At 71.4% G+C, this 22,841-nt stretch carries 21 protein-coding genes; 5 read left to right on the top strand and 16 right to left on the bottom strand.

The genetic code is table 11. The features are described from left to right. Nucleotides 1-146: 146 nt before the first annotated feature. Nucleotides 147-1,376 (bottom strand): glycerophosphodiester phosphodiesterase family protein, encoded by a 1,230-nt coding sequence (locus AC3ZJJ_RS17130; RefSeq protein WP_489893026.1) that lies wholly within the window; start codon nucleotides 1,374-1,376, stop codon nucleotides 147-149. A gap of 153 nt (nucleotides 1,377-1,529) precedes the next feature. On the opposite strand from AC3ZJJ_RS17130, the gene AC3ZJJ_RS17125 reads away from it, so the two are divergent. Then, entirely contained in the window at nucleotides 1,530-2,045 is a 516-nt protein-coding gene (locus AC3ZJJ_RS17125) for a DUF805 domain-containing protein (RefSeq protein ID WP_489893025.1), read from the top strand. A gap of 106 nt (nucleotides 2,046-2,151) precedes the next feature. On the opposite strand, the gene AC3ZJJ_RS17120 is transcribed toward AC3ZJJ_RS17125, so the two are convergent. The 7 genes from AC3ZJJ_RS17120 to AC3ZJJ_RS17090 form a co-directional block, all read right to left on the bottom strand. Then, a complete protein-coding gene (locus tag AC3ZJJ_RS17120) occupies nucleotides 2,152-2,820 on the bottom strand; it encodes an ABC transporter ATP-binding protein (RefSeq protein WP_489895887.1) in 669 nt (222 codons plus the stop codon). Between the two features lie 113 nt (nucleotides 2,821-2,933). Continuing rightward, the gene (locus AC3ZJJ_RS17115; RefSeq protein ID WP_489893024.1) at nucleotides 2,934-4,415 is read right to left on the bottom strand and encodes an ABC transporter permease; all 1,482 of its coding nucleotides are present in this window, start codon (nucleotides 4,413-4,415) and stop codon (nucleotides 2,934-2,936) included. Between the two features lie 259 nt (nucleotides 4,416-4,674). After that, a complete protein-coding gene (locus tag AC3ZJJ_RS17110) occupies nucleotides 4,675-5,319 on the bottom strand; it encodes a dihydrofolate reductase family protein (RefSeq protein ID WP_489893023.1) in 645 nt (214 codons plus the stop codon). Between the two features lie 230 nt (nucleotides 5,320-5,549). After that, complete coding sequence (locus tag AC3ZJJ_RS17105; protein ID WP_489893022.1) at nucleotides 5,550-6,851, bottom strand: M20 family metallo-hydrolase; 1,302 nt, start codon at nucleotides 6,849-6,851, stop codon at nucleotides 5,550-5,552. Continuing rightward, nucleotides 6,848-8,575 (bottom strand): amidohydrolase, encoded by a 1,728-nt coding sequence (locus AC3ZJJ_RS17100; RefSeq protein WP_489893021.1) that lies wholly within the window; start codon nucleotides 8,573-8,575, stop codon nucleotides 6,848-6,850. The genes AC3ZJJ_RS17105 and AC3ZJJ_RS17100 overlap by 4 nt, the downstream gene beginning before the upstream one ends. Beyond that, the gene (locus AC3ZJJ_RS17095; protein WP_489893020.1) at nucleotides 8,572-10,245 is read right to left on the bottom strand and encodes a thiamine pyrophosphate-dependent enzyme; all 1,674 of its coding nucleotides are present in this window, start codon (nucleotides 10,243-10,245) and stop codon (nucleotides 8,572-8,574) included. Before AC3ZJJ_RS17095 ends, AC3ZJJ_RS17100 begins: the two co-directional genes overlap by 4 nt. Nucleotides 10,246-10,287: 42 nt before the next feature. After that, nucleotides 10,288-11,640, bottom strand: coding sequence for an MFS transporter (locus tag AC3ZJJ_RS17090; RefSeq protein ID WP_489893019.1), 1,353 nt, complete (start codon nucleotides 11,638-11,640; stop codon nucleotides 10,288-10,290). 165 nt (nucleotides 11,641-11,805) lie between these two features. On the opposite strand from AC3ZJJ_RS17090, the gene AC3ZJJ_RS17085 reads away from it, so the two are divergent. Continuing rightward, entirely contained in the window at nucleotides 11,806-12,993 is a 1,188-nt protein-coding gene (locus AC3ZJJ_RS17085; RefSeq protein ID WP_489893018.1) for a helix-turn-helix domain-containing protein, read from the top strand. Here the strand turns inward: AC3ZJJ_RS17085 and AC3ZJJ_RS17080 are convergent. Genes AC3ZJJ_RS17080 through AC3ZJJ_RS17065 form a run of 4 tightly spaced genes read right to left on the bottom strand, consistent with a single transcriptional unit; the run spans nucleotide 12,990 to nucleotide 16,795 of the window. After that, the gene (locus AC3ZJJ_RS17080) at nucleotides 12,990-14,015 is read right to left on the bottom strand and encodes a glycine betaine ABC transporter substrate-binding protein (RefSeq protein ID WP_489893017.1); all 1,026 of its coding nucleotides are present in this window, start codon (nucleotides 14,013-14,015) and stop codon (nucleotides 12,990-12,992) included. The genes AC3ZJJ_RS17085 and AC3ZJJ_RS17080 overlap by 4 nt on opposite strands. Before the next feature lie 2 nt (nucleotides 14,016-14,017). Further along, nucleotides 14,018-14,869 (bottom strand): ABC transporter permease, encoded by an 852-nt coding sequence (locus AC3ZJJ_RS17075; protein ID WP_489893016.1) that lies wholly within the window; start codon nucleotides 14,867-14,869, stop codon nucleotides 14,018-14,020. Further along, nucleotides 14,866-16,161: an ABC transporter ATP-binding protein gene (locus AC3ZJJ_RS17070; protein WP_489893015.1), complete on the bottom strand. Its 1,296-nt coding sequence runs from the start codon at nucleotides 16,159-16,161 to the stop codon at nucleotides 14,866-14,868. The genes AC3ZJJ_RS17075 and AC3ZJJ_RS17070 overlap by 4 nt, the downstream gene beginning before the upstream one ends. Further along, nucleotides 16,154-16,795, bottom strand: coding sequence for an ABC transporter permease (locus AC3ZJJ_RS17065; protein ID WP_489893014.1), 642 nt, complete (start codon nucleotides 16,793-16,795; stop codon nucleotides 16,154-16,156). The genes AC3ZJJ_RS17070 and AC3ZJJ_RS17065 overlap by 8 nt, the downstream gene beginning before the upstream one ends. Before the next feature lie 322 nt (nucleotides 16,796-17,117). Here AC3ZJJ_RS17065 and AC3ZJJ_RS17060 point away from each other — a divergent pair, with 322 nt between their 5' ends. Then, nucleotides 17,118-17,489 carry a DoxX family protein gene (locus AC3ZJJ_RS17060; RefSeq protein ID WP_489893013.1) on the top strand — a complete coding sequence of 124 codons (372 nt, stop codon included), beginning with the start codon at nucleotides 17,118-17,120 and terminating at the stop codon, nucleotides 17,487-17,489. A 16-nt stretch (nucleotides 17,490-17,505) separates the two neighbouring features. On the opposite strand, the gene AC3ZJJ_RS17055 is transcribed toward AC3ZJJ_RS17060, so the two are convergent. The 4 genes from AC3ZJJ_RS17055 to AC3ZJJ_RS17040 form a co-directional block, all read right to left on the bottom strand. After that, nucleotides 17,506-18,156: a peptidyl-tRNA hydrolase gene (locus AC3ZJJ_RS17055; RefSeq protein WP_489893012.1), complete on the bottom strand. Its 651-nt coding sequence runs from the start codon at nucleotides 18,154-18,156 to the stop codon at nucleotides 17,506-17,508. Between the two features lie 185 nt (nucleotides 18,157-18,341). Next, nucleotides 18,342-19,520, bottom strand: coding sequence for a cytochrome P450 (locus AC3ZJJ_RS17050; RefSeq protein WP_489893011.1), 1,179 nt, complete (start codon nucleotides 19,518-19,520; stop codon nucleotides 18,342-18,344). 115 nt (nucleotides 19,521-19,635) lie between these two features. Continuing rightward, on the bottom strand, nucleotides 19,636-20,598 hold the full coding sequence (locus AC3ZJJ_RS17045) for a LysR family transcriptional regulator (protein WP_489893010.1): 963 nt from the start codon (nucleotides 20,596-20,598) through the stop codon (nucleotides 19,636-19,638). After that, on the bottom strand, nucleotides 20,591-21,121 hold the full coding sequence (locus tag AC3ZJJ_RS17040) for an HtaA domain-containing protein (protein ID WP_489893009.1): 531 nt from the start codon (nucleotides 21,119-21,121) through the stop codon (nucleotides 20,591-20,593). The genes AC3ZJJ_RS17045 and AC3ZJJ_RS17040 overlap by 8 nt, the downstream gene beginning before the upstream one ends. 163 nt (nucleotides 21,122-21,284) lie before the next feature. On the opposite strand from AC3ZJJ_RS17040, the gene AC3ZJJ_RS17035 reads away from it, so the two are divergent. Next, nucleotides 21,285-21,473, top strand: a complete 189-nt coding sequence (locus tag AC3ZJJ_RS17035; RefSeq protein WP_489893008.1) for a ferredoxin — start codon at nucleotides 21,285-21,287, stop codon at nucleotides 21,471-21,473. Beyond that, complete coding sequence (locus AC3ZJJ_RS17030) at nucleotides 21,470-22,630, top strand: NAD(P)/FAD-dependent oxidoreductase (RefSeq protein WP_489893007.1); 1,161 nt, start codon at nucleotides 21,470-21,472, stop codon at nucleotides 22,628-22,630. Before AC3ZJJ_RS17035 ends, AC3ZJJ_RS17030 begins: the two co-directional genes overlap by 4 nt. The last annotated feature ends 211 nt before the right edge of the window (nucleotides 22,631-22,841 follow it).

Genomic DNA, 22,841 nt, shown 5'->3' with positions numbered 1-22,841 from the left:
GTGATTTCCCTTCATGGGCCGCCGAGGCGGCGCAGTCCGTTGGGCCGGCACGGATTGCCGGCTTCCTCTCTACGATGCGGACACCGGGTGAGGCGGGGCTGTCGGGAAGCTATCAATGCGCTGTGCCTTGCGGCGGCGGGAGGGCCCTAGTTGGCGAACGTGTCCAGCAGGGTCCCGCGACCAGTCCAGAGCGCCACGGAATCTCCGCCGTTGTTCAGGACGTTGACGGTGCCGTTGTTGTAGTAGGCGTCGGCGCTGTTGGTGCCCGGTCCGCTGTAGACGCGCAGCTGCGCGCCGGGCTCCAGGACGTAGCCCTCGCCGATGGTCAGGATGTTGTTCGCGGCGTCTCGGATGACATGGCCGGACACGTCGATGGCGCGCCCGCTGGTGTTGGTGACGACCACGTGCTCGCCGACCTCCGGAGCCAGGTCGGCGCCCGGAACATCGTTGACGCTGTCGGAGATCTCCAGCCCGCGCGCCGCCGGGAACGGCTTTTTGCCCTCCAGGTAACGCTCCGTCTGGATCGGGAAGTCGCCCGTGACGCGGTCGACGCCCAGGGCGGTCGACTCCTCGACGGCCTCCATCGAGTTCACGGTGTACACGCCCAGCCCCAGGCCGGCGTCCTTCACGCGCTGGGCGCCGTCGGCGTCCAGCGTCCGGTAGCTGGTGCCGAAGGCGTCGGCGAAGCCCGCGTAGCGCTCCAGGGTGGCGGCGTCCGGGACGGTGCCGGCCAGCTGCTGCAGGGGGATCTCCGGCGCCAGCTCCTCGAAGCGGACGTTGGACGCCTCGTCGAAGCCCAGGACCTCGATCTTGTCCGCGTCCACCAGCTTCTTCCACCGCGGGTCGGTGGCCAGCGCGTCGGCGACGACCTCCTCGACGCCCGGAGAGTACACGGGGGACTTGATCTCGATGAAGACGCCGGTGTTGCGCGTCGCGGCGGCCGCCGCGGCATCGAAGTGCGGAATCTTCTCACCGATGTACTTGTCGGAGAAGTACGAGCCGGCGTCGAGCTGCTGCAGTTCGGCCCAGGTGAAGGAGGTGATGGGGTCGTTCTCGCGGCCCGGGAAGATGGTCCCGACGTTTGTGGTGCGCGCGGGCGTGTTGTCGTGGAAGAGGAACGGCACGCCGTCGGCGCTGAGCTGGACGTCGATCTCGAAGAAGTCGGCCCCGGAGGCGCGGCCGTCCCTAAATGCTGCGACGGTGTTCTCCGGCGCGGTGCCGGCGGCGCCGCGGTGCCCGATGACGATGGGCGACGCCGTCCGCTCCCGTCCGGAAGCGTCGGCTGGTTGCGCCGCGGCGGCGGGTGCGAAGAGCGAGATTCCGACGGCGGCGGCCGTGGCGGACCCGGCGAGCGTTGTGGCCAAGCGGTTGGTCATGATGTGGACCTCTTCCTGTTGTTGTGGACGGTTCCCCCAGCGTCCGACGCTGTCCCACGCGCACAACAGGCTTAACAACGCGCGGTGAATGGCGGGTGAAAGTTGTCACCGATCCCGTAACGTGCGTTTTGATCACTCAACTGGAGGAAAACCATGACGCAACCAAACCCCACGGCGGCCACGCCGATCGACCACGCCCCGAATCAGGCCGCCAGCCTGGCCCAGCCGCTCTACGGCGCGGGCTTCGGAACGTCCATCAAGCGCTTCTTCAAGAAGTACGCCACGTTCAGCGGCCGCGCCAGCCGCAGCGAGTACTGGTGGGTGGCGCTGTTCAACTTCCTCGTCTACATCGTCCTGACGGCCGTCATGATCGCGGGCGCCGTGGCAACCATGGATCCGACGACAGGAGAACCGGGTGGAGGGATCCTCACGGGCACCCTGCTCTACTGCCTCTTCGGCCTCGCCGTCATCATTCCCAGCATCGCGCTCGGCATCCGCCGCCTGCACGACGCCAACTTCAGCGGCTGGTTCATCCTTCTGAACCTGGTGCCGTTCTTCGGCCAAGTAGCCGTGATCGTCATGATGCTGCTTCCGGCGAATCCGCAGGGCGCCCGCTTCGACGACGGCTACCAGCCGGGCGCGCAGTACGGCGGATACCCGGCCAGCTAGGACGGCGCGGGGGCGTGCCGGGCGCATCCGCCCCGCACACCCAGCGAACCGACCGCCGACGACGCGGCTCCGCGGGCACCCCCGCGGAGCCGCGCTCTTGTTTCGGCTACGCCATCTCCGAGATCCTGCCCGCGTCGATCCGCAGCCGGCGCTCGGCGCGGCGCGCGACGGCGGAGTCGTGGGTGACCATCACGATCGTCAAACCCCCGCGCCAGAGCGATGCGAAGAGGGTGATGATCTCGTCCCGCGTGGTCTCGTCGAGGTTCCCCGTCGGCTCGTCCGCCAGCAGCACCTTGGGACGCTTGGCCAGGGCGCGCGCGATGGCCACGCGCTGTTGCTGCCCGCCGGAAAGCTCCCCGGGCCGGTGGCTCCCGCGGTCGGCGAGCCCCACCGACGCGAGCGCCTCGGCCGCCCGCGCGGCGCGGTCTGCGGAGGAGAGGCCGAGCGGCTCCAGCCCCATCTCGACATTGTCCTGCGCCGACAGGGTGGGCACGAGGTTGTAGTGCTGGAAGACGAACCCGATATCGCGGGCGCGGATGCCCGCCAGCGCGCCGTCACCAAGCGTCGAAATCTCCTGTCCCGCGAGGGCGACGGAGCCCGTGGTCGGCCGGTCCAGCGCGCCGAGCATCTGCAGCAGCGTGGACTTGCCGCCACCCGTGGATCCCTGGATGGCCACCAGTTGGCCGGCGGGAATGGTTAGGTCGACGCCGGCCAGGGCCCGGACGTTGCGGTCCTTCTGCCGGTAGGTCTTCCCGACGCCGGTCAGCCGGAACATCGGCACGCTGGGATCCGCCGGGGCGATCCCGGGGACGGACAGTGTCTGTTCGGTCATGGTGTTCTCCTGGTGTCTCGGGGTCCCTGAAGTGGTGGAGGTGTCCGGCTGCGCGCTCATGCGACTCTCCGGAGGGCCTCGGCGGGGCGAAGCCGTGCGGCGCGCCAGCCGCCGAGCAGGCCGGCGAACAGCCCACCGGCCACCGCGATGCCGGCCGCGACGGCCATGATGGCCGGCGTGAACGGGGCGTTGAGCACAACGTCGGCCGCGGCGGCGGCCGACTCGCCGAAGCCGCCGCCCGGGCCGCCGACCGCACCCGCGCCGCCGGGCATCATCTGCCCGGGGCCCTGTCCGGCGCCGGTGGCCGCGGCCGAGGCCGTCAGGGTCGGCGAGAACAGGTTGATCAAAGCGATGCCTGCGACTCCGACCACGATTCCCGCGGCGCCGCCGATGACCGACTGCACCATGGACTCGCCGGCAACCTGCCGCACGATCCGGCTGTTGCGCCAGCCGATGGCCTTGAGCGTCCCGAATTCCCGGGTGCGCCGCGCCACCCCGGACAGGGTCAGGAGGATGGCGAGGAGGAACGCGACCCCCAGGACGCCGACGGAGAGCCAGGTGCCGAGGCTGGAGACCAGCCCGGAGGCGGTGGACAGCGAACCGGAGACGGTGGACGCGAGGTCCTCCTGCGTGTTGACGGTCTGGTCGGGGAGCTCCGCCTCGAGGGAGGACTTCAGCGCGGGGATCCGGTTGGCCGAGTCCGCCTGGACGTACACGGTGGAGACCGCGTCGCCGGCGCCGGAGAGCTCCTGCGCCACGTCGAGCGGGATGTACACGTTGGACGCGCTCTCGGCGTCGACCCCCGAGCCGGAGACGATCCCGACGATCGTGAAGTCCTCGCCGCCGATCGCGACGGTCCCGTCGAGGGCGAGGTCCGCGGTGGTCGCGTAGGCCCCGTCGACGACCGCGTTGTGGGCCCCGGCGTCGTCGGCCGTCAGCAGCCGCCCCTCGGAGAGGGTGGCCGAGGCGAGCGGGCCGACCTCCGCGCCGCCGGCGTCGACGCCCATCACGGAGAAGGAATCGACGTCGAAGGAGCCTCCGCCGCCCGGGCCGCCGCCGGGCGGCGCCTGGGCGGTGTCCGCGCCGGCCGCGGCGTCGGGCGCCGTGCCGGCCTGCGGGAGCTCGCCGTTGAAGGTCGAGTTCGTGAGGGACAGCGTCCCGGACGCGGCGGCGACGCCGTCCTGGGCGGCGACCGTGGCGAGCGCTGCGGAATCGAAGGTGGCCGTGCCCCGGCCGGTGGTCAACCGGGACTGGGAGACCGCCGTCGCGCCGTCGTCGGTCGCGGTGCCCTCGCCGGCGTCGAACTCGAAGCGGGGTCCGCCGCCGCTCTCGGTGGGGGCCGTCGGCGTCGTGGTCACGGTGATGTCCGTGCCGACCCCGTAGACCGATTCGAGCGCGGCGCCCTGGGCGTCCCGGACGCCGGAGGACAGCGAGTTGACGATGATGACCAGGGCGATGGCCAGGGCCATGGCGGTGGCGATGATGGCGGTCTGTTTACGCCTGCCAGACAATTCGCGCCGCAGATACCGAACAAACATGGGATTCCCTTCGCTGCACGGACCCTCGCCGCGCCTGACCTCACGTTATGCAGGGTGGCTATGGGCGAACTTGGGCGGTGCTGTGGCGGGGCTGTGCCGCGCCTTCGACGAAGGCAGGTGTCCCCCCCTCCCGTTTCGACGAAGGTAGATGTCGCGTTCGGCCCCTTCTCGAGCATCTGCCTTCGTCGAAACGCCGGGCGGGCGCGTCTGCCTTCGTCGAAAGTAGCGGGTGGGGCCGGGCCGGTGGGGCGCTCTCTGTTCAGCGCCGCCAGAAGAGGTGGTGCACCACGCCGCTGGGGCTCGGGACGACGTCGCAGTGGAAGCGATCGAACAGCTCCTCCGGCGATGACCACAGCCTCGAGCCGCGGCCCAGCTCAACGGGGGACACCGCAACGTGCAGGGTGTCGACGAGGTCGGCGTCGAGGAACTCGCGGATGGTCGCCGCGCCGCCGCCCAGCCGGACGTCGCGCCCGCCGGCCGCTTCCCGGGCCCGCTGCAGCACGGCCGCGGGTTCGCCGTCGACGAAGTGGAAGGTGGTGTCGGACAGGGTGAGCGGCGGCCGCCCGTAGTGGGTCATAACGAAAACGGGGGTGTGGAACGGCGGCTCGTCGCCCCACCAGCCGTCCCATTCGTGGTCGGCCCAGGGGCCGCGGTAGGGGCTGAACTTGTTGCGCCCCATGATCTCGGCGCCGATGTTGTTGCGGAAGTCGCGGGTCATATAGTCGTCCAACCCGCGGCTACCGCCGGGATCGGTCCGGTTCGGCCAGCTCGCGGTCGCCCCGGCCCACGAGAACATGTCCGCGGGTTCCGCGTGGCCGAAGGGCCGCTCCAGGCTTTGCCCCTCGCCGGCGCCGTATCCGTCGCTGGAGACACCAAAGTTTTGCACTCGAAGCAACTGCTGCACTGCCGTTCCTTCCGGTGGCCCGATCTGTCCGATGAGGGTCCGCACTCTACGCCCGCCACTCGGGCCTGACAATCGCCGCGGCGGCTCGCCGTTGGGACGGATTTCTGCGACGGCAGATGTTCCCACCCGGCGTTTCGACGACGGCAGATGTCGCGTTTGGCCCCATTTCGATCATCTGCCGTCGTCGAAACGGGCTGCGGGGAGCGCCTACGTTCGGCGAAACGCCTTGCCTAGGGGGCGACGAAGTCGCCCGCCACCACGCGGCCGGCCAGCTCGGTCAACAGGTCGACGCCGGCGAGCATGTCCTCGTCTTTCGTCAGCTCGCGCTCGTTGTGGCTGATGCCCTCGACGCTGGGCACAAACAGCATGATCGTGGGGACGATGTCCTTCATGTTCGTCGAATCGTGCCCGGCGAGGGTCCTGACGACGCCGTGGCCCAGCCCCAGCGCGTCGGCGCTGGCCGCGGCGAGCGCCATGCCCGCCTGGTCGTAGGCCTTCGCCGCCCACACGTGCTCGGCGCCGCGCTCGATGGTCACGTTGGCGCTGCGCTCGATGTCCGCGATCCGGCGGTGCAGGTCGGCGTCCGCCGCGGCCAGGACCTCGGGGTCCGTGCTGCGCACATCCACCAGCAGGTTCACCCGGCTCGCGACGACGACGGGCGAGTTCGGGAAGACGTTGAGCTCGCCGCAGGACGTGATCACCATGTGCTCCTCGGTGGTGTGCTCGCCCGCGATCCGGCGCGCCGCGACCACCAGCTCCGCGGCGCCCAGCAGGGCGTCCCGGCGGTCGGCGATCAGCGTCGCCCCCGTGTGGGCCTGCTCCCCGTGCACAACGAACTCGTACTTGTTCGCGCCCCAGGTGGACTCCACCAGGCCGATCGCCAGGGAGTCGTCCTCGAGCGAGCGCCCCTGCTCGATGTGGATCTCCAGGTACGCCGCCACGTCCAGCCGGTAGTCCCCGTGGGTGCCGATCGCCTCCAGCGCGTCGCGCACGCTGACCCCGTGCGGGTCCGTGGTGGCGAGCGCCTGCTCGGCGGGGATCTTGCCGGTGAACACGGAGCTGCCCATCATGGACGGCTTGAACCGGCAGCCCTCCTCGTTGAACCAGTTGACGACGGCGATGTTGAACTTCGGCGCGGACGCCGCCGCCCCGGCGTCGACGCCCTGTGCGCCGCCGGCGTCTCCCGCGGCATCCTCCGCGAGCCGGTCCCTGAGCCGGACCGCCGCGTGCGCCCCGGCCAGCACCCCGTAGGCGCCATCGAAGCGTCCGCCGAGCGGCTGCGAATCCAGGTGGGATCCGATGGCGATGTACGGCGCGCCCGGCGCCAGCTCGAGCAGCGCGAACTGGTTCCCGATCTCGTCGTAGCGCACCTCGAACCCGTGGCCCTCCACAAGCCCGCGGAACCAATTGCGGGTCTGCCCGTCGGCCACGGTCGCGGCCTGCCGGTCCACTCCCCCGCCCGCGGTCGCCCCGATGGTGCTCATGGAGCGGAAGTCGGCGAGGAAGGCCTCGTTGGGGGTGATGGCGCTCATCGGTGGGCTCCGTTCGAAGCTGTTGCGTTGACGGGTGCGGCGCCGGCTGGTTCGGCGGACGCGTCCAGGGTGTTGTGGGTGAAGCGGCCGCCGACGATCGTGGCCAGCACGTCCAGGGAGGAGATGTCCGCGGCGGCCAGCGGGGAAGCGGAGAGCACGGCGAAATCGGCGAGCTTCCCCGCGCGCAGGGTGCCCTTGTCCGCCTCCGTCCCGGTGGCGACGGCGGCCCACTCCGTGTAGGTGCGCAGCGCCTCCTCGGCGGTGAGGGCCTCGGTGGCCGTGCCGTCCGCGGCGGTCCCGCCGAGCACGCGCCCGTTTTCCGTCAGCCGGTCCACCCAAGCCTGCATGCCTCGGCGCACGTTGTTGTCCGCGACCGGGAGGTCCGAGCTGCCCGCCAGGACGGCGCCGGCGTCCACCAGCGACCGTCCGCGGTAGAGCCAGCCCTCCCTCTCGGGTCCCACGAGCTCTGCCATCTGGTCCCCCAGCGGGCCGATGAACGCGGCCTGGGGCGTGACGGCGATCCCGTGCTCGGCGACCAGCCGCACCTGCTCGGGGCGGGCGATGCCGAAGTGTTCGATCCGGTTCGGCAGCGCGTTGCGGCCGTACTTGTCCTGGCACCCGATGATGATCTCGGTGGCGAGGTCGATCGCGGCGTCGCCGATCGCGTGCAGGGCCACTGGCCAACCCGCGCGGTAGGCGCCGGCGACGCGCTCGCGGAAGCTTTCGGCGTCGTCGAGCAGGTACCCGTGGTTGTGCGGGTGGCCGCAATAGTCCTCGGTGACGGCGGCCGTCGCGCCGAGCAGCGAGCCGTCCATAAAGACCTTGACCGGGCCCAGGGACAGGAAGTCGTCGCCGAAGCCCGCCGGCAGCCCCAGGTCGAAGCCCAGCCCGCGGCCCTCGCCGTGCATGTCGGCCGCGTTCGCGGCCAGCGGGCGCAGCGCGTCGAGCGCCGGCATCAGCTGGGCGCGGGCGTGCAGGCGGCCCGCCGCCCGCGCGGCCTGGTACGCCTGCAGCTCCACGGGGCTGTGCCCGATCCAGCCGCCGCCGATGCCCGCCTCCGTGAAGCTGGTGATGCCCTCGGCCGCGTACCGCGTGGTGGCGTCGTCGAGCGCCTTGACGATCTGCTCCACCGGGTACGGCAGCAGGAGGTCCTGGATCAGCGACTGCGCCGACTCCTCTACGACGCCGGTCGGCCTGCCGTCCCGGCCGCGCAGCACGGCGCCGCCCACGGGGTCCTCGAACCCGGGGGTCAGGACGCCGGCGAGCGCGAGCGTCGCGGTGTTGGTGATGGACAGGTGCCCGGAGACGTGGCGGAGGTAGAGCGGCCGGTCCCCGGTGATCGCGTCCAGCCGATCGATGTCAGGGAAGGCGCCGCCGTGGTTCTTGTGGTTGTAGCCGGTGCCGTTGACCCACACGCCCGGCCGGTCGGCGAGGCGCGCCACCTCCGCCTCCAGCAGCGCGTACAGCTCTTCGAGCCCGCGCGCCGGCTCCAGGTCGACGGCGAAAAGCCCCAGCCCCCACCACGTGGTGTGGCAGTGGGCGTCGATGAATCCCGGGACGACGGCGGCGCCGCCCAGCGAGACGGTCCGGTCGGCCGTGCAGCCGTCCAGTTCCTCGTCGAAGCCCACGATCCGGCCGTGGAGCACGCCCACGCGACGGGCCCGGGGCCGCACCGGCTCGAGGGTGACGATGTCGGCGTCATCCAGGATGAGGTCGAGTCTCATCGCACTCCCCCGACGCTCGAGGCGGCGCCGGCATTCGCGGACGACGGCGGCATGGTCGCCGGGTCCGCACGCAGGTGCAGCAGCGCGGGCAGGCCGCTGGCGAGCGCGCGGTCCAGCGCCGGGCCGAAGTCCGCGGTGGTCTCCACGTACTCGCCGAATCCGCCGTAGGCGCGCATTCCGGCCGCGAAGTCCGGGCTGTCCATCGAGGTGCCGGACGGCCGGCCCGGATAGTGCGCGCGCTGGTGCTGGACGATGGTCCCGTAGATGCCGTTGTCCACGACGATCACCAGCGGGGTCCCGCCGTGCGCCCCGCACACCGTCAGCTCCTGCCCGTTCATCAGGAAGTCGCCGTCGCCGCAGATCGCCACCGCCTGGCGGTCGGGGAACACCAATGAGGCGGCGACGGCGGCCGGCACCGCCATGCCCATCGCCCCGTTGCGCGGCCCCACGAGGGAGTTGGGAAGGTTGTGTCCCACGAACCGGTGGCCCCAGATGGTGGCGTTCCCGGCCCCGTAGGTCACCACCCGCTCGTCGGGCAGGCGCGCGTCCAGGAGGCCCATCGCCGTCGAGAGGTCGACGCCGTCGCAGGCCTCCGGCGCGGGCTCGGAGAACCTGTGCTGGTCGGCGGCCAGCTCGTCCATCCAGTCCCGGGTGCGTCCGCCGCGCGCGGCCGACGGTTCGGGCAGAGCGGCCACCCACGCCGCCGGGTTGCCGACCACCTGCAGGTCGATCCGGCCGGCGTGCCCCTTGGCCTCGGGATCCGGGAGCACCACGATCGTCTCGGCGTCCAGCCCGCGGCGGTAGCCGTCCGTCAGGTTGTCCGTCCGCCCGCACCCGACGAAGACCAGCAGGTCCGCCTCGTCCAGCCGCGCGGCCAGCGTGTCCGCCCGGCAGTAGCCCAGCCAGCCGGCCCACGCGTCCGAGCCGTGCGGGACGGCGTCGTACGCCCGCCAGTCCGCGGCCACGGGGACGTGCGCGGCCGCGGCCCAGGCGGCGAATTCGGCGCCGACCGATCCGTCCGCGCCGCCGTCGCCGCCGTCCCACCCGTCGCCGCCGACGACGACGAGGGGCCGCGCGGCCGCCGCGATCCTGGCCACGGCATCGAGGGCGTCCTCAGGCGAGACCCGCGACGGGACCGCCCGGCGCGGCTCCACCGGGACCGCGTCGGTGACGCGGACCAGGACATCCTCGGGCAGGCCGACGACCACCGGGCCCGGGCGGCCCGTGGCGGCGGCGTGCATGGCCTCGGCCACCATCTCCGCGGCGCGGTGCTCGTCGTCGAGCACCATCACGCGCTTGGCGGTGCTGCCGAACCACCCCGTGAGGCTGAACTCCTGGAACGACTCCCGCTCGCGGTCCGCGACCGGGATCAGCCCGACGAACAGCACCAGCGGCGTGGCGTCCTGCCACGCGGTGTGCACGGCGATCATGGCGTTGGCGGCGCCCGGCCCGCGGGTGACCATGGCGATGCCGGGCACCCCGGTCAGCCGGCCCTCGGCGAGCGCCATGAACCCCGCGCCGCCCTCGTGCCGCGCCACCACGGCCTCGATCGGCGAGTCGTACAGCCCGTCGAGGACGTCGAGGAAGCTCTCCCCCGGCACGGAGTACGCGCGCCGCACCCCGTGCGCCTCGAGTTGGCGGACGATCAGGTGTCCGGCTGACTGCGGCATGCGCGTCTCCTTGCTCGGTGTGTAAGGTGTGGTGGGGGCGAACTAGTGCTTGAACCCGGGCAGGTCAACGCTCATGCGCGGGGCGATGACGCCCGCGACGGCGGTGAACAGCGACAGGAACACCAGCATCGCGGCGGCGGGCCACCAGTGGTTGCCGGCGCCGGCGACGAACGCCGTGGCGAGCAGCGGGACGAATCCGCTGAGCATGCCGGCCACGTTCTGCGAGAAGCCCACACCGGTGTAGCGGGTGGCGGCCGGGAACAGGCCGGTCAGCACCGTGCCGGACGCGGCGTACGGGAAGGAAAGCGCGGCGACGGCGAGGGTCATGCCCAGGACCACGACGACGTCGTTCCCGCTCTCGATCATCAGGAACGCGGGCCACGCGACGGCGGCGGACACGAGCCCGCCGTAGATGATGACCTTGCTGGCGCCGAAGCGCTCGGCGAGGCGTCCGCCGGCGATCAGGACCGGGATCTCGACGACGGCCGCGACCAGTCCGCCGAGCAGCATCAGCGACGGTTCGTAGCCCAGGATCTTGACGCCGTAGTAGACCACGAACGCCGTGACCAGGTAGAAGCCGCCGACGCCGAGCAGCGCGGCGGCCATGCCGATGATGATGTGCTTCCAGTGGTGGGTCAGCACGGTCCGGATGGGGGTCTTCTCGGTCTCGCCGGTCTCCATCAGCTCGGTGAAGACCGGGGACTCGTCCAGCCGCGAACGGATGTAGAGGGCCACCAGCAGCATCGGGAAGGCCGCCAGGAACGGGATCCGCCAGCCGAACGAGTCGAAGCTCTCCTGGGAGAAGAGGATGGTCATCAGGAAGAAGCCGCCGGAGGACAGGATGGTGCCGATCGGGGAGCCGATCTGCGGGAGCGCGGCGTAGCGGGCGCGGCGCTTGAGCGGCGCGTTCTCCACCACGATGGTCATGGCGCCCGACCATTCGCCGCCGACGAAGAGACCCTGGAAGATGCGCAGCAGCACCAGCAGGATGGGCGCCGCGATGCCGATGGCCGCGTAGGTCGGCAGCAGGCCGATGAAGCCCGTGATGATGCCGATGCCGACGATCGTGATCATCAGGGTCTTGCGCCGTCCGATCCTGTCGCCCATGGCGCCGAAGAACATTCCGCCCAGCGGCCGGGCCACGAGCCCGACGCCGAAGGTGGCGAAGGACGCCAGCGCGGCGGCGGTCGCGTCCTCGTTGGCGAAGTACTGGACGTTGAAGATCAGCGCGGCGGCGGCGCTGAACAGGAAGAAGTCGTACCATTCCATGGCCGTGCCGACGAGCGCGCCCATGGCGACCTTGGTGGCCTCCTTGTCGCTGATCTGCCGCGTGGCGCCCGCCTCGATGTTCGCGGTTCGGGTGGTTCCTGGGGGTGCTGCCGTGGGATCGGTCATGGGTGCCTCCGCACTAGGTGCTGCTCAGGGACGGTGTCCGCGGGTGGGGGGATCGGCCCCGCGGCGGTGATGCCTTCCAGCATGCCGGAGTGAGCGGCGTCACGCATCGGCGATTTCTCACGGGATTTGTGGCACGAGGTGTGCAAAAGCCCATAAAGTGTTGATGTGAGCGAACTATTCACGTCACATCTTGTGGGAACCGACGATACGTCCGACGCCGTGCGGTGGGACGCGCTCCTGGACCGGCTCGACGTCGACCGGCTGACCGACACGTTCCTGGAACGCGTGCTGCGCATCGAGGACTACGCGGCCTCGCCCCTCCCGGCCAGCGAGATCCGGCGCACCGCGACGGCGTCGTTCAATGCGCTGATCACCAGCCTTAGGCACGACGCCGACGCGCGCGCCATGGACGAGGCGCGCCTGGGCCAGGCGACCGACGTGGGGGTCTCCCGGGCCCGCGCGAACATCCCCATCGAGTCCCTGATGACCGCGATCCGGCTCGACTTCTCCGTGCTGTGGGCCGAGCTGACGCGGCTGGCCGCCGACGAGGACGCCCCGCTGCTGGTCCGCCACACCGAGAGCGTCTGGCGGGTCGTGGACTCCTACGCGAGCCAGACCCAGGCGACCTACGCGGCCGAACGGCAGCGGATGCTCGGCGAGGCGTCGTCCATCCGCCAGGGCTACGTCGCCGCGATCTTCGGCCAGGACCCCCCGGGGCCCGAGCTGCTCGGCCGGATAGCCACCGAGATCGGCGTGGCGCCGGACGCGGCGCTGGGAGTCGCGGTGGCCCTCGGCGAGGACGCCCCCGCGCTGCGCGTCGCCGTCGCGCTGGCCGCCCGCGCGGGGGGCGTGATGCTGACGCACCCGCTGGCGGACGGGCTGGTGGCCTTCTGGCCCGTGGACGGGAAGGCCGGCTCCCCCGCCAGCGAGACCACGGAGCGCCTGCGCGGGCTTCGGTGCGGGCTGGTGGAGCGGACGACGGGGCTTGGGAGCGTCGCGTCCGCGGCCCGCTTCGCGCGGGAGCTCGCCTCGCTGGTGGAAGAGTCGGACGAGGCGGCGCTGACCCTCGAGAGGTCCTGGACCCGGATCGCCCGGCTCCGGCTGGCGGAGGCCGGGATGCCCGTGGCGTCCGATGTCGAGGCGGCCCTGGACCGGTGCGGGCGCGTGGAGCGCGAGCGCCTGGTGGCCGCGGCCAGGACCTACCTGGCGACCGGCAGCGTGGCCGAATCCACGCGGCTGCTCTTCTGCCACCGCAACACACTGATGAACCGGCTGCGCCGCTTTGCCGAACTGACCGGGATCGACGTCACGGTCCCGGACCAGGCCGCACGCCTGGTGGTGGCCTGGTCCTAGGCGCCCGCCTCGGTGATCAGGCCCTCCGAGACCATCCACTCGTACGCCACGTCGGCCGGTTCCTCCCCGTCGACGTCCACGCGCAGGTTCATCTGGCGCATGACCTCGTCCGTGAGCAGCGGCGAGACCTGCGCGAACACCTCTTCCAACTGCGGGTACTCGGCCAGCGTCGCCGTGTTGAACACCGGGGCGCCGTTGTAGGCCGGGAAGAAGTTCCTGTCGTCCTCCAAAACCACCAGGTCCAGCGAATCGATGCGGCCGTCCGTGGTGAACACCTCGCCAAAGTTGCAATCTCCGTTGTCCGTGGCCGAGTAGACGGCGCCGGTGTCGTAGATGCCGACGTTGTCGTCCGGCACGCCGTCGGCCGCCCCGCGCTCCAACCCGTAGGCCTCCAGCATCGGGTTGAAGCCGTCCGGACGCGAGTTGAACTCCGGCTCCAGGCAGAAGGTCCGCTCCGCCGCGGGCAGGTCCGCGATCTGCGACATCTTGGTGATCCCGCCGAGCTCCTCCGCGACCTCGCGGCTCGCCGCCATGGCGTAGGTGTTGTTGAGCGGAGCCGGCTCGCCCCACGTGAGGCCGTTGGCGGCGTCGGCCTCGCGGACGGCGTCATACTGCTCGCGCTTGTCCGGGATGCCCTCGGCGTTGCCCAGGTAGGTGATCCAGGCGGTGCCCGTGTACTCCCACGTGAAGTCCGCCTGCTGGGAAAGCATCAGCTCGCGGACCGGCTGGCTGCCCGGGACGTTGGTCAGGTCGGTGACCTCGAAGCCGGCGGCCTGGGCGGCCAGCACGGCGACCTTGCCCAGCACCAGCTGTTCGGTAAAGTTCTTGCTGGTCACCACCACGGACGCGTCCTCCGGCAGGTCCTCGGCCGGGCTGATGGTGCCGGGTCCGGCCTGCGGCACGTAGGAGGCGGCGGGTTGCAGCCCGCAGCCCGCCAGCAGTCCGGCCCCGGCGAGCGCCGCGGCGGCGGCCAGCGCGCGACGGCGGCGTGCGGCGGTCCCGTTGTTCGCCTTGTTCCCCATGGTCACAGTCCCTTCGGGCGGGCGACGTGCTCCACGAGCCGTCCCAGCCAATCGACCACCAGCGCCAGCAGGGCCACAAGCAGCGACCCCGCCACCAGCACCGTGGTGAGGTTGAGGTTGACGCCGGTGGTGATCAGGATCCCTAGCCCGCCGCCGTTGATGAACGTGGCGAGCGTGGCGGTTCCCACCAGCAGCACCAGCGCGGTCCGAATGCCGGAGAGCATCACCGGCACGGCGAGCGGCAGTTCCACCTTGAACAGCACGGCCGCGGCGCTCATGCCCATGCCGCGGCCCGCCTCGATCAGCCGCTCGTCGACCTGCCGCAGCCCCACCATGGTGTTGCGCAGCACGGGAAGCAGGGCGTAGGCGACCAGTGCGACGACGGCGGCCCAGAAGCCGAAGCCCAGCCAGAACGCCAGCAGCACGACCAGTCCGATGGCCGGCGCGGCCTGGCCGATGTTCGCCAGCGCCATCACCGGGGCGCTGAAGCGGCGCAGCCGGCCGCGGGTCAGCAGGATCCCCAGCGGGATGGCGACCACCAGCACGATCAGCGCGGCCACGACCGTCAGCTGGAGGTGCTCCTGGGCGTAGCCCCAGAGCGCGTCCGGGGCCAAGGTGGCGCGCTCGGTTTCGGTCAGGTCGGCTGTGGCGAGCCAGCCGACGACCAGCGCAAAGCCGAGCGCGATGCCTCCGAGCTGCCACCACAGGGCCTTCCACGAGGCGACGGCGGTGCGGCCCGCGCGCGGACCGGCCTGCTCCGCCGTCGTTCCCGGCGCCGCTTCCGGCGCCGCTTCGGTTGCTGTGCCGTCCGACGCGTCAGGCGGGGTGTGCCGGGCCGTGTCCGCCGAACTCATCGTTCGCCCCCGGTGCCGGCGGCGCCCGCGGGGTCCGCGGGGTTTCCGGCCGCCGCGATGGCGGACTCCAGGGCCGCCATCGGAATGGCGCCGCTGTTCAGCCCCACGGGCGATTCCGAATCGCCCTTGGCGGCCTCCTGCGCGGCCCGGATCGAATCCATGACCGTGTCGACGGTGACCAGGCCCAGGAACGCGTCGCGCCGGCCGGTGACCAGCGCAGCGCTGGCGCTGCCCACCAGCATTGCGTCGAGCGCGTCGTTGAGCGTGGAGCGGTCCGAAACCAGCGGAAGCGCCGGATCGACGGCGTCGGACACGACCTGCATGCGGCTGAGCTGCCGGCGGGAGAGCCACTGGATGGGCCGGCTGCGCTTGTCCAGCACCACCGCGTGCTTCGCGCCGGCGCCCTGCAGGCGGGAGAGGACATCGCTGGCGAGGTCGCCAGGGACTGCCGTGACGGCCTCCGCCAGTTCGACGTCGTGCACGCGGTTCAGCGTGAGCTGCTTCAGGCCCGCGCCGGAGCCGATGAAGTTTTCGACAAACTCGTTGGCGGGGTTCGCGAGGATGCGGTCCGGGGAGTCGTACTGGACCAGCTGCGCGCCCTCGTCGAAGACGGCGATCCAGTCGCCCAGCTTCACGGCCTCGTCGAAGTCGTGCGTCACGCAGACGATCGTCTTCTGGAGCTCCGATTGGATGTTGATGAGCTCGTCCTGCAGGCGCTGCCGGGTGATCGGATCCACGGCGCCGAAGGGCTCGTCCATCAGCAGCACCGGCGGGTCGGCCGCGAGGGCGCGGGCCACGCCGACGCGTTGCTGCTGCCCGCCGGAGAGCTCCTTGGGGTAGCGGTCACGGTAGGTGTCCGGGTCCAGGGAGACCAGCTCCAGCAGCTCGTCGACGCGGGCGGCGATGCGCGCCTTGTCCCACCCGAGCATCTTCGGCACCAGCCCGATGTTCGTGGCGACGGTCATGTGCGGGAAGAGGCCGCCAGCCTGGATGACGTAGCCGATCTTGCGGCGCAGCTTGTCGCCGTCCATCCCGGTGACGTCCTCGCCGTTGATGACGATGCTTCCGCTGCTCGGCTCGATCAGGCGGTTGATCATCTTCAGGGTGGTGGTCTTGCCGCAGCCGGACGGGCCGACGAACATCACGATGGACCCGGCGGGGATCTCCAGCGTCAGGCCGCCGACGGCGGGCTTGACCTGTCCCGGGTACTGCTTCGTCACCTCCTTCAGGAGGATCGAGGCGCCGGTGACGCCCTCGGGGCCGGTGGTGGTGGCGGTGGTGGTCTCAGACACGGATACCTCGCGGAGTAGTCAGACGACCCAGGCCGACGAGCAGCAGGTCGAGGAGAAGGGCCAACAGGACGACGCCGACGACGCCGACGAGGACGGACTCGAACGCGTTGGCGCCGCCGAGTCGGGAAAGTCCGGAGAAGATGAATCCGCCGAGGCCCGGGCCCAGGGCGTAGGCCGCGACGGCGGCGACCCCCATGACCATCTGGGCGGACACGCGGATGCCGGCGAGGATGACGGGCCAGGCCATGGGGATCTCGACGGTGGCCAGCGTCCGAAGCCGGCTCATGCCGATGCCGCGCGCCGACTCCACGGTCGCGGCGGGAATGCCGCCGAGGCCGACCAACGCGTTGCGCAGGATCGGCAGGGCCGCGAAGAACGCCACCACGATGACCGCCGGAGGAACCCCGAACCCGAACGGCGCAATCAGCAGGCCGATCATCGCGAAGGACGGGACGGTGAGGCCGATGGCGGAGATGCTGTTCGCGACGCCGCTCGCCGCCTTGCTGCGGTAGGCCAGCGCGGCGAGGAGCACCGCGATGACGGTCGCGAGCACCAGGCACTGGACCACGAGGCTCAAATGTTGCCACGCGGCAAAAAGTATTTGGCGATATCTTTCGCCAACGAATTCCCACACGTTAGGACCTTCTTCACCCTGGTTTCGTAGTTGCTGACCGGGCTCCACGGGTCCTTGTCAGGGGTACGAGCGTAGCTACGGAGGCCCGCCGCGGCCCCCGCTCTGGCGCTCGAAGCCCAGACCGTTACCACTTCGCAACCTTGGTAGCAATGGATTTCCGGGGATTTTTGTGGTTGATTCCGGCGCCGTTTGGTCCGCCGCGTTTCCTTGGTGGCACCCGCGTTCCCACCGGGCGCCCCGCGGGCTTCCCCACCGGCACCCGCCGGGCAGATGATGGGGTCGAGCCGGCCGGAAGGCCACGGAAAAACGGAGGAACCAGCCCGTGGACGTCGCCCTGTGGATTGCCCAAATCATTCTCGCCGCGCTGTTTGTCACGGCCGGAATCACCAAGCTGACCCAACCGGCCGACAAGCTGGCGAAGTCGCTGCCCTGGACGCGCGACTTCAGCCCGGCCGCGGTGCGGTTCATCGGAGTCGCCGAATTCCTCGGCGCGGTGGGACTCGTCCTGCCGGCCCTCACGCGCATCGCCCCGGCGCTGGTTCCGGTGGCGGCCTGCGGCCTGGCCGTCGTGATGGTACTGGCCTCCGCCTACCACTTCCGCAAAAAGGAGCTCAGTGCCATCGGGTTCACCGGCGCGCTGTTCGCGCTGGCCGCCTTTGTTGCTTGGGGCCGCTTCGGGCCCTGGGCGCTCTGAGCGGAGCGGGGTGCCGCTAGGGACGGACGACGACGTAGGCGGTCGCCGTGCCGGGCTCGATCTCCGTGCGGCCGGCGTCTTGGATGAGGGGGCCGGCCGCCCCGCGCACGCCGGCGAGGAAGTCTCGCTCCGACAGCTCGCGCACGGCCAGGGGTCGCCCGGCCTCCCGCCACGCGCGCAGCCGTTGCCCGTCGGCCTCGAGCAGCCACGCGAAGAGGGCGTGGGCTGCCTGCGCCGCGGCCTTGCCGGTCGACATGCCCAGCGACGCGTTGAGCACAACGGCCACGGGCGCGTCGGGCAGGGCCCCGCCGGGAGGCAATTGCGTGCCGGAGACCTGCAGCTTGGCCAGCGGCTTGGGCAGAGCGTCCGCGGGAAGCGGGGCCAGCCCGGCTGCGCGCGCCTTCCCGACCTCGGCCACGGCATGGGCCGGGTGGGCGGCGAGCACCTTGGCGAACGCCTTGGGATCCGCGCGCCTGACCGTCTTCGCGAACGCGCCGGAGGCCCAGTCCCGCCAGTCGGGATTGCCCAGGTCGCCGAGGAAGGCCGTGACCGAGGCGAGCGCCGCCGCGGCGATGCCCTCCGCATGGCTGGCGGGATCCTCCTTGTCGACCAGCAGGATGATCGGCTGGACCAGCTCGCCCGCCGCGCGCCGCGTAAATTCACTCACCCGTCAAGGCTAGTGGGCCGCCCGCCGCCCGGACTCCCCACTTCGACGAACGACCCCGCTCCCCCACCCCCGTTTCGACGAAGGCAGATGCGCGTTTCCGGGGGTTTCCGGACACCTAGCGTCGTCGAAACGGGGGGGGTGGGACGTGTGCCTTCGTCGAAACGGGGGGGTGTGCTGCGCGGCGGTTAGGCCGGGACAACCTGCAGCACGGGCAGCTTGTCCAGGCTGCGCGTCGAGTTGTTGATGACCCGCTCGGACTGTCCGACCTCGAAGCTCTTCACGCGCCGGGCGAGGGAGTCGATGACGGCAAAGGCCTCCAGCCGTGCCAGCCCCTGCCCCGCGCAGCCGTGGATGCCGTACCCGAACGAGAGGTGGTCGACCGGATTCCGGCGGACGTCGAACGTGTCCGGATCCTCGTAGTGGCGCGGGTCGCGGTTGCCGGAGCCGGGCAGCAGGGCGAGTTGCGCGCCGGCGGGAACGGAGATCCCGTCGATCTCGGTGTCCTCCTTGACGAGCCTGCCGAACGCCTGGGACGGGGCCTCGTACCGCAGGATTTCGTTGAAGGCCGAGGGAACCAGGGACCGGTCCTCCCTGATCAGATCGAACTGCTCCGGGTGCGCCGCGAGGTGCGCGATGGCGTTGCCGATCGCCGCCACCGTGGTGTCCATCCCGGCGGCGACGTACTGGTGGATGATCTTGCCGCAGTTCTCCCGCGGGATCTCGCCGCGTTCGCCGGCGTCGAAGATCGCCCGCCCCATGCTGCCCTCGGTGAGGTCCTTGGCCTGCACGCCGTGGGCCCAGTGGAACAGCTCGCCCGCCACGGGGAACGCGTCGACGGTCCGCTGGTTCATCGGCCCGAGGCAGTTGAAGGCCGCGGCGCCCCAGCGCAGGATGTTCTCCCGCGCCTCGCCCTGGACCCCGATCAGGTCGGCGACGACTTGCCGCGGAAGGGCGCGGGCCAGGTCGTCGATGCCGTCGAAGCTCCCGCGCTCCACGAGCGCCTCGACCATCGCGTCGGCCTTCGCGTCGATCTCCGCCTTCATCTTGCGCAGCGCCCGCGGGGTGAGGTTCTCGGTCAGGGCCGCGCGCAGCGCGGCGTGGTGCGGCGGATCCGTCGCCAGGCTGGTCCCCACGAGGACCTCGTTCATCGTGTCGTTGAAGGCCACCTGGGTGGACGAGAAAAGGGTCGCGTTTCCCCACGAGTCGCGGATCGCGTCGTAGCGGGTGACGGCCCAGAGGTCGTCGGTCTCCAGCCGCACCACCGAGGACCGCCGGCGCAGTTCGGCGAACGCGGGGTACGGGTCGAGGAGCACCTCGTCGGAAAAGAGGTCGATCGTTGACGTGGCCAGGGTTTCTGCGGTCATGGGGCACCTCGCGCTGTTCGGGGTTATGGTTTGCGTCACGTCTATTCAAGGCACCGACCCGGCGGGGCGGAAGTGAATACTTCGCATACAACCCATGCAGGCAATGAATCCCCGGTCAGGCCACGGCCCGCGGGCCGGGCCGGTAGCGCCCCACGATCGGCTCGGCGGCCTCGATCAGCAGATCCCGCAGCCAGGCCCTGAACGGATCGTCGGTCAGCCACGGGTTCCAGACCATGTCGATCCCCAGACTGGGAATCGGGAACGGGAACTCCTCCATGCGCAGGTCGAACCTGCCCTCGAACGCGATCCCGACCTGGTACCGGTGCAGCGCCACGCCGCCGGCCCGGGCGATCAGGTGCGGGACGAACAGGTAGTCGGACACCCGCTGGCCCACGGTGTAGGAGACCCCGTGCTCGTCCAGGACCTCGTACGGCAGCACCCGCTGGGGCGCCGCGTCGGACACCACGTGCGGCACTGTCTCCAACAGCTCCAGCGCGCCGGCGTCGCGCGGCTCGTTCCAGGACGCGACCACCACCCAGCGGTCGTCGTACAGGCGCTCGCGCGGAAGCTGGGTGGCGAAGGCCTCGGGAAGGAGCGCGACGTCGGCCGCATCCTCCGCGAACACCGCCGCCGAATCGACGCTGGTGGTCCGCAGGCGCAGCACGGTGTGCGGGGCGCGCTCCTTCAGGAGTCGAGTGATTTCGCCGCCGATCACAAACGCGGTGCTGTTCGCCATGGCCACGGTGATCAGGCGGCGGTCGACGGCGGGATCGAACGGCGCGTGATCGACGATGCGCGCCGTCTGGTGCAGCGACTGGCGCAGCGCGGGCAGCAGCTCCACCGCCCGCGGGGTGAGCACCATCCCCCGGCCCTGGCGCACCAGCAGCTCGTCGTGCATCAACCGGCGGATCCGGTTGAGGGCATGACTCATGGCCGGCTGGGAGAGTCCCACCGCGGCGGCCGCCCGGGTGACGGAGCGTTCCTCGAGCAGCGCGAGCAGCGGCACCAGAAGGTTCAGGTCGACGGCGCCGAGCCGGGCGAGTTTGGCGTCCATGGCCGGCGGCGGCGAGCTATGCACGGCGGTCCCTCTCGCCGGGGCGCTCCGCGGCGCCGGGGTCCGGGAGTGTCAGGCGGACGGGTTCGAGCTCCTGGCCGGCCGGGTACTGCCCACCCAGCAGGAAGCCACCCTGCCCGGTCAGGGCCGCGGCATACTCGAGGCACAGCAGACCGTCGTCCGCGGACACCGCGGCGAGAGTCAGGTCCGCGAACGGGAGGGCCGCCTCGGGGTCGCGGCCACCGCGCTCCCGGATCAGCAGGGTTGCCTTCGCGCCCCGCAGCTCGGCCCGCGGATCCCGGAGCTCGACGTCGAGCATGCCCCAGTGCCCCGTCAGCCGCACGGACCCCTGGAAGCGGAGGCCGCCGCCGAAGCCAGCCGCAACTCCTCCGGCTTCGTCCGCGACCCGCAACTCCGCCGCACCCGCGGTCACCAAGGGAAAGGCGAACCCGCCACCCTGCCGGACCGCCGGCGCGTCCGTCGCGACGGCCCCGTCGTCGAGCCCCTCGACATAGGCCAGCAGGCTGTCCTTCACGCCCCAAACCATTCCGTGCTCCATCGCATCCTCCGCTCGTCCGCGCCGCCCAGTGCGGCCAACTATTCACGCCATGCACGTTCGGGATGACAATAATTCATTTGTGGCGCGTGGCACACGCTGGAAGTCTCGAGTGGTACCGGGCGGGCACTGCCGCCCCCATGCGGAGGTAGAAATGAACATCATCCTTGATCGTCCCCGTTGCGAGGGCCACGGCCTGTGCGAGGAGGCCGCGCCGCGGCTGATGCACCTCGACGACGACGGCGAACTGGTGATCGACGTCGAGGCCGTCGAGGGCGACCAGCTCAAGGCCGCGCAGTCGGCCGTCCGCGTCTGCCCCGTCGCCGCGCTGAGGCTGGCGTGAGCGTGGGCCGCCTGGACCGCGTCGTCGTCGTCGGCAACGGGATCGCCGGACTCACGGCCGCGGACTCGCTCCGGAACGCCGGCTTCGACGGCGAGCTCACGATCGTGGGCGACGAGCGTCATGCGCCGTACAGCCGGCCCGCCCTCTCCAAGGCGGCCCTCGTCGACGACGGGGAGATGGCCTCCCACCTCCTGCCCGCCCCGGACCACGGCGCCGTCGAGATCCTCGGAGCCTCCGCGGCACGCCTCGACGCCGTCCGCAAGATCGTTCACCTCGCGGACGGCACGGGGCTCCCGTACGACGCCGTCTTCGTCGCCACGGGCTCGCGCGCCCGGCGACTGGGCGGCGGGTCCGGCGTCGAGGAACACACGCTCCGGACGCTCGACGACGCGCTCGCGCTGCGGCGCCGGCTCGCGGACCGGCCGTCCGTGGTGGTGCTCGGCGGCGGCGCCCTCGGCATGGAGATCGCGTCCGGCTGCCGCGCGCTCGGCTGCGAGACCACCATCGTCTCGAACGGCGCGCCGCTGGCCGCCCACTTGGGAGGCCACCTCTCCGGCGTCGTCCTCGAGTCCGCGCTGCGCGGCGGGCTGAGGGTCGTCGCGTCCCGCGCCGCGGAACTGCGCGACGCGGGCGGGCACGCCGGGGTGGTGCTGGCCGACGGTTCGACGATCGAGGCCGAGGTGGTGGTCAGCGCCGTGGGGGACCTGCCGAACCTTCAGTGGCTGGCGACCAGCGGCCTGCTGACGAACGGCGCGCTGGAGGCGGACCGGCGCGGGCGTGTGGGGCCCGGTGTGTTCGCGGCCGGCGACGTCGCGACGTTCCCGACCCGTCGCGGACCGACGCGCGTTCCCCTGTGGACCAGCGCGATCGAACAGAGCAGGGCCGCGGCGCTCGCGCTGGTCCGCGGCGAGGAGGCGCCGGAGCTCGACTTCCTGCCGTACTTCTGGACCGAGCAGTTCGGCCACACCCTAAAGGCCAGCGGGTTCCTGCCCCTGGCCGGCGAGCCCGAGGTTGTCGACGGCGACCCCGGCGGCGGCTCGTCCCTGCTGCGCTGGACCCACGACGACGGGACCGGCACCGCCGTCGCTCTGAACTACCGGATCGCCATCCCCAGGCTCCGCAAGATCGGTCAGGCCCTCCCGGCGGCGGCCCCCTAGCCGTTTCGACGAAGCCACCCGCTCCCCAACCCCGTTTCGACGAAGGCAGATGCGCGCTTTCGGGGGTTTCGGGACATCTATCCTCGGCGAAACGAGACGGGCGGGACATGTGGCCTCGTCGAGAGGTCGAACCGGAGGGCCGCGGGGCCGACGGCGCCGCGGGACGCGGGACACGGGGCGGCGCCCGGCCTCCGGATGGGCGCCGGGCGCC

The organism is Arthrobacter sp. AOP29-A2-19 (assembly GCF_058138025.1).
Note: the sequence above shows the minus strand (reverse complement) of the source record. Positions and strands in the feature narration are given on the sequence as shown.

Coding starts and splice junctions, on each gene's coding strand:
- AC3ZJJ_RS17125 (WP_489893025.1), top strand. CDS start 1,530: ATGACGCAACCAAACCCCACGGCGGCCACGCCGATCGACCACGCCCCG.
- AC3ZJJ_RS17035 (WP_489893008.1), top strand. CDS start 21,285: ATGAACATCATCCTTGATCGTCCCCGTTGCGAGGGCCACGGCCTGTGC.
- AC3ZJJ_RS17115 (WP_489893024.1), bottom strand. CDS start 4,415: ATGTTTGTTCGGTATCTGCGGCGCGAATTGTCTGGCAGGCGTAAACAG.
- AC3ZJJ_RS17050 (WP_489893011.1), bottom strand. CDS start 19,520: ATGACCGCAGAAACCCTGGCCACGTCAACGATCGACCTCTTTTCCGAC.
- AC3ZJJ_RS17120 (WP_489895887.1), bottom strand. CDS start 2,820: ATGTTCCGGCTGACCGGCGTCGGGAAGACCTACCGGCAGAAGGACCGC.
- AC3ZJJ_RS17040 (WP_489893009.1), bottom strand. CDS start 21,121: ATGGTTTGGGGCGTGAAGGACAGCCTGCTGGCCTATGTCGAGGGGCTC.
- AC3ZJJ_RS17105 (WP_489893022.1), bottom strand. CDS start 6,851: ATGAGCGCCATCACCCCCAACGAGGCCTTCCTCGCCGACTTCCGCTCC.
- AC3ZJJ_RS17130 (WP_489893026.1), bottom strand. CDS start 1,376: ATGACCAACCGCTTGGCCACAACGCTCGCCGGGTCCGCCACGGCCGCC.
- AC3ZJJ_RS17075 (WP_489893016.1), bottom strand. CDS start 14,869: ATGAGTTCGGCGGACACGGCCCGGCACACCCCGCCTGACGCGTCGGAC.
- AC3ZJJ_RS17100 (WP_489893021.1), bottom strand. CDS start 8,575: ATGAGACTCGACCTCATCCTGGATGACGCCGACATCGTCACCCTCGAG.
- AC3ZJJ_RS17090 (WP_489893019.1), bottom strand. CDS start 11,640: ATGACCGATCCCACGGCAGCACCCCCAGGAACCACCCGAACCGCGAAC.
- AC3ZJJ_RS17095 (WP_489893020.1), bottom strand. CDS start 10,245: ATGCCGCAGTCAGCCGGACACCTGATCGTCCGCCAACTCGAGGCGCAC.
- AC3ZJJ_RS17080 (WP_489893017.1), bottom strand. CDS start 14,015: ATGGGGAACAAGGCGAACAACGGGACCGCCGCACGCCGCCGTCGCGCG.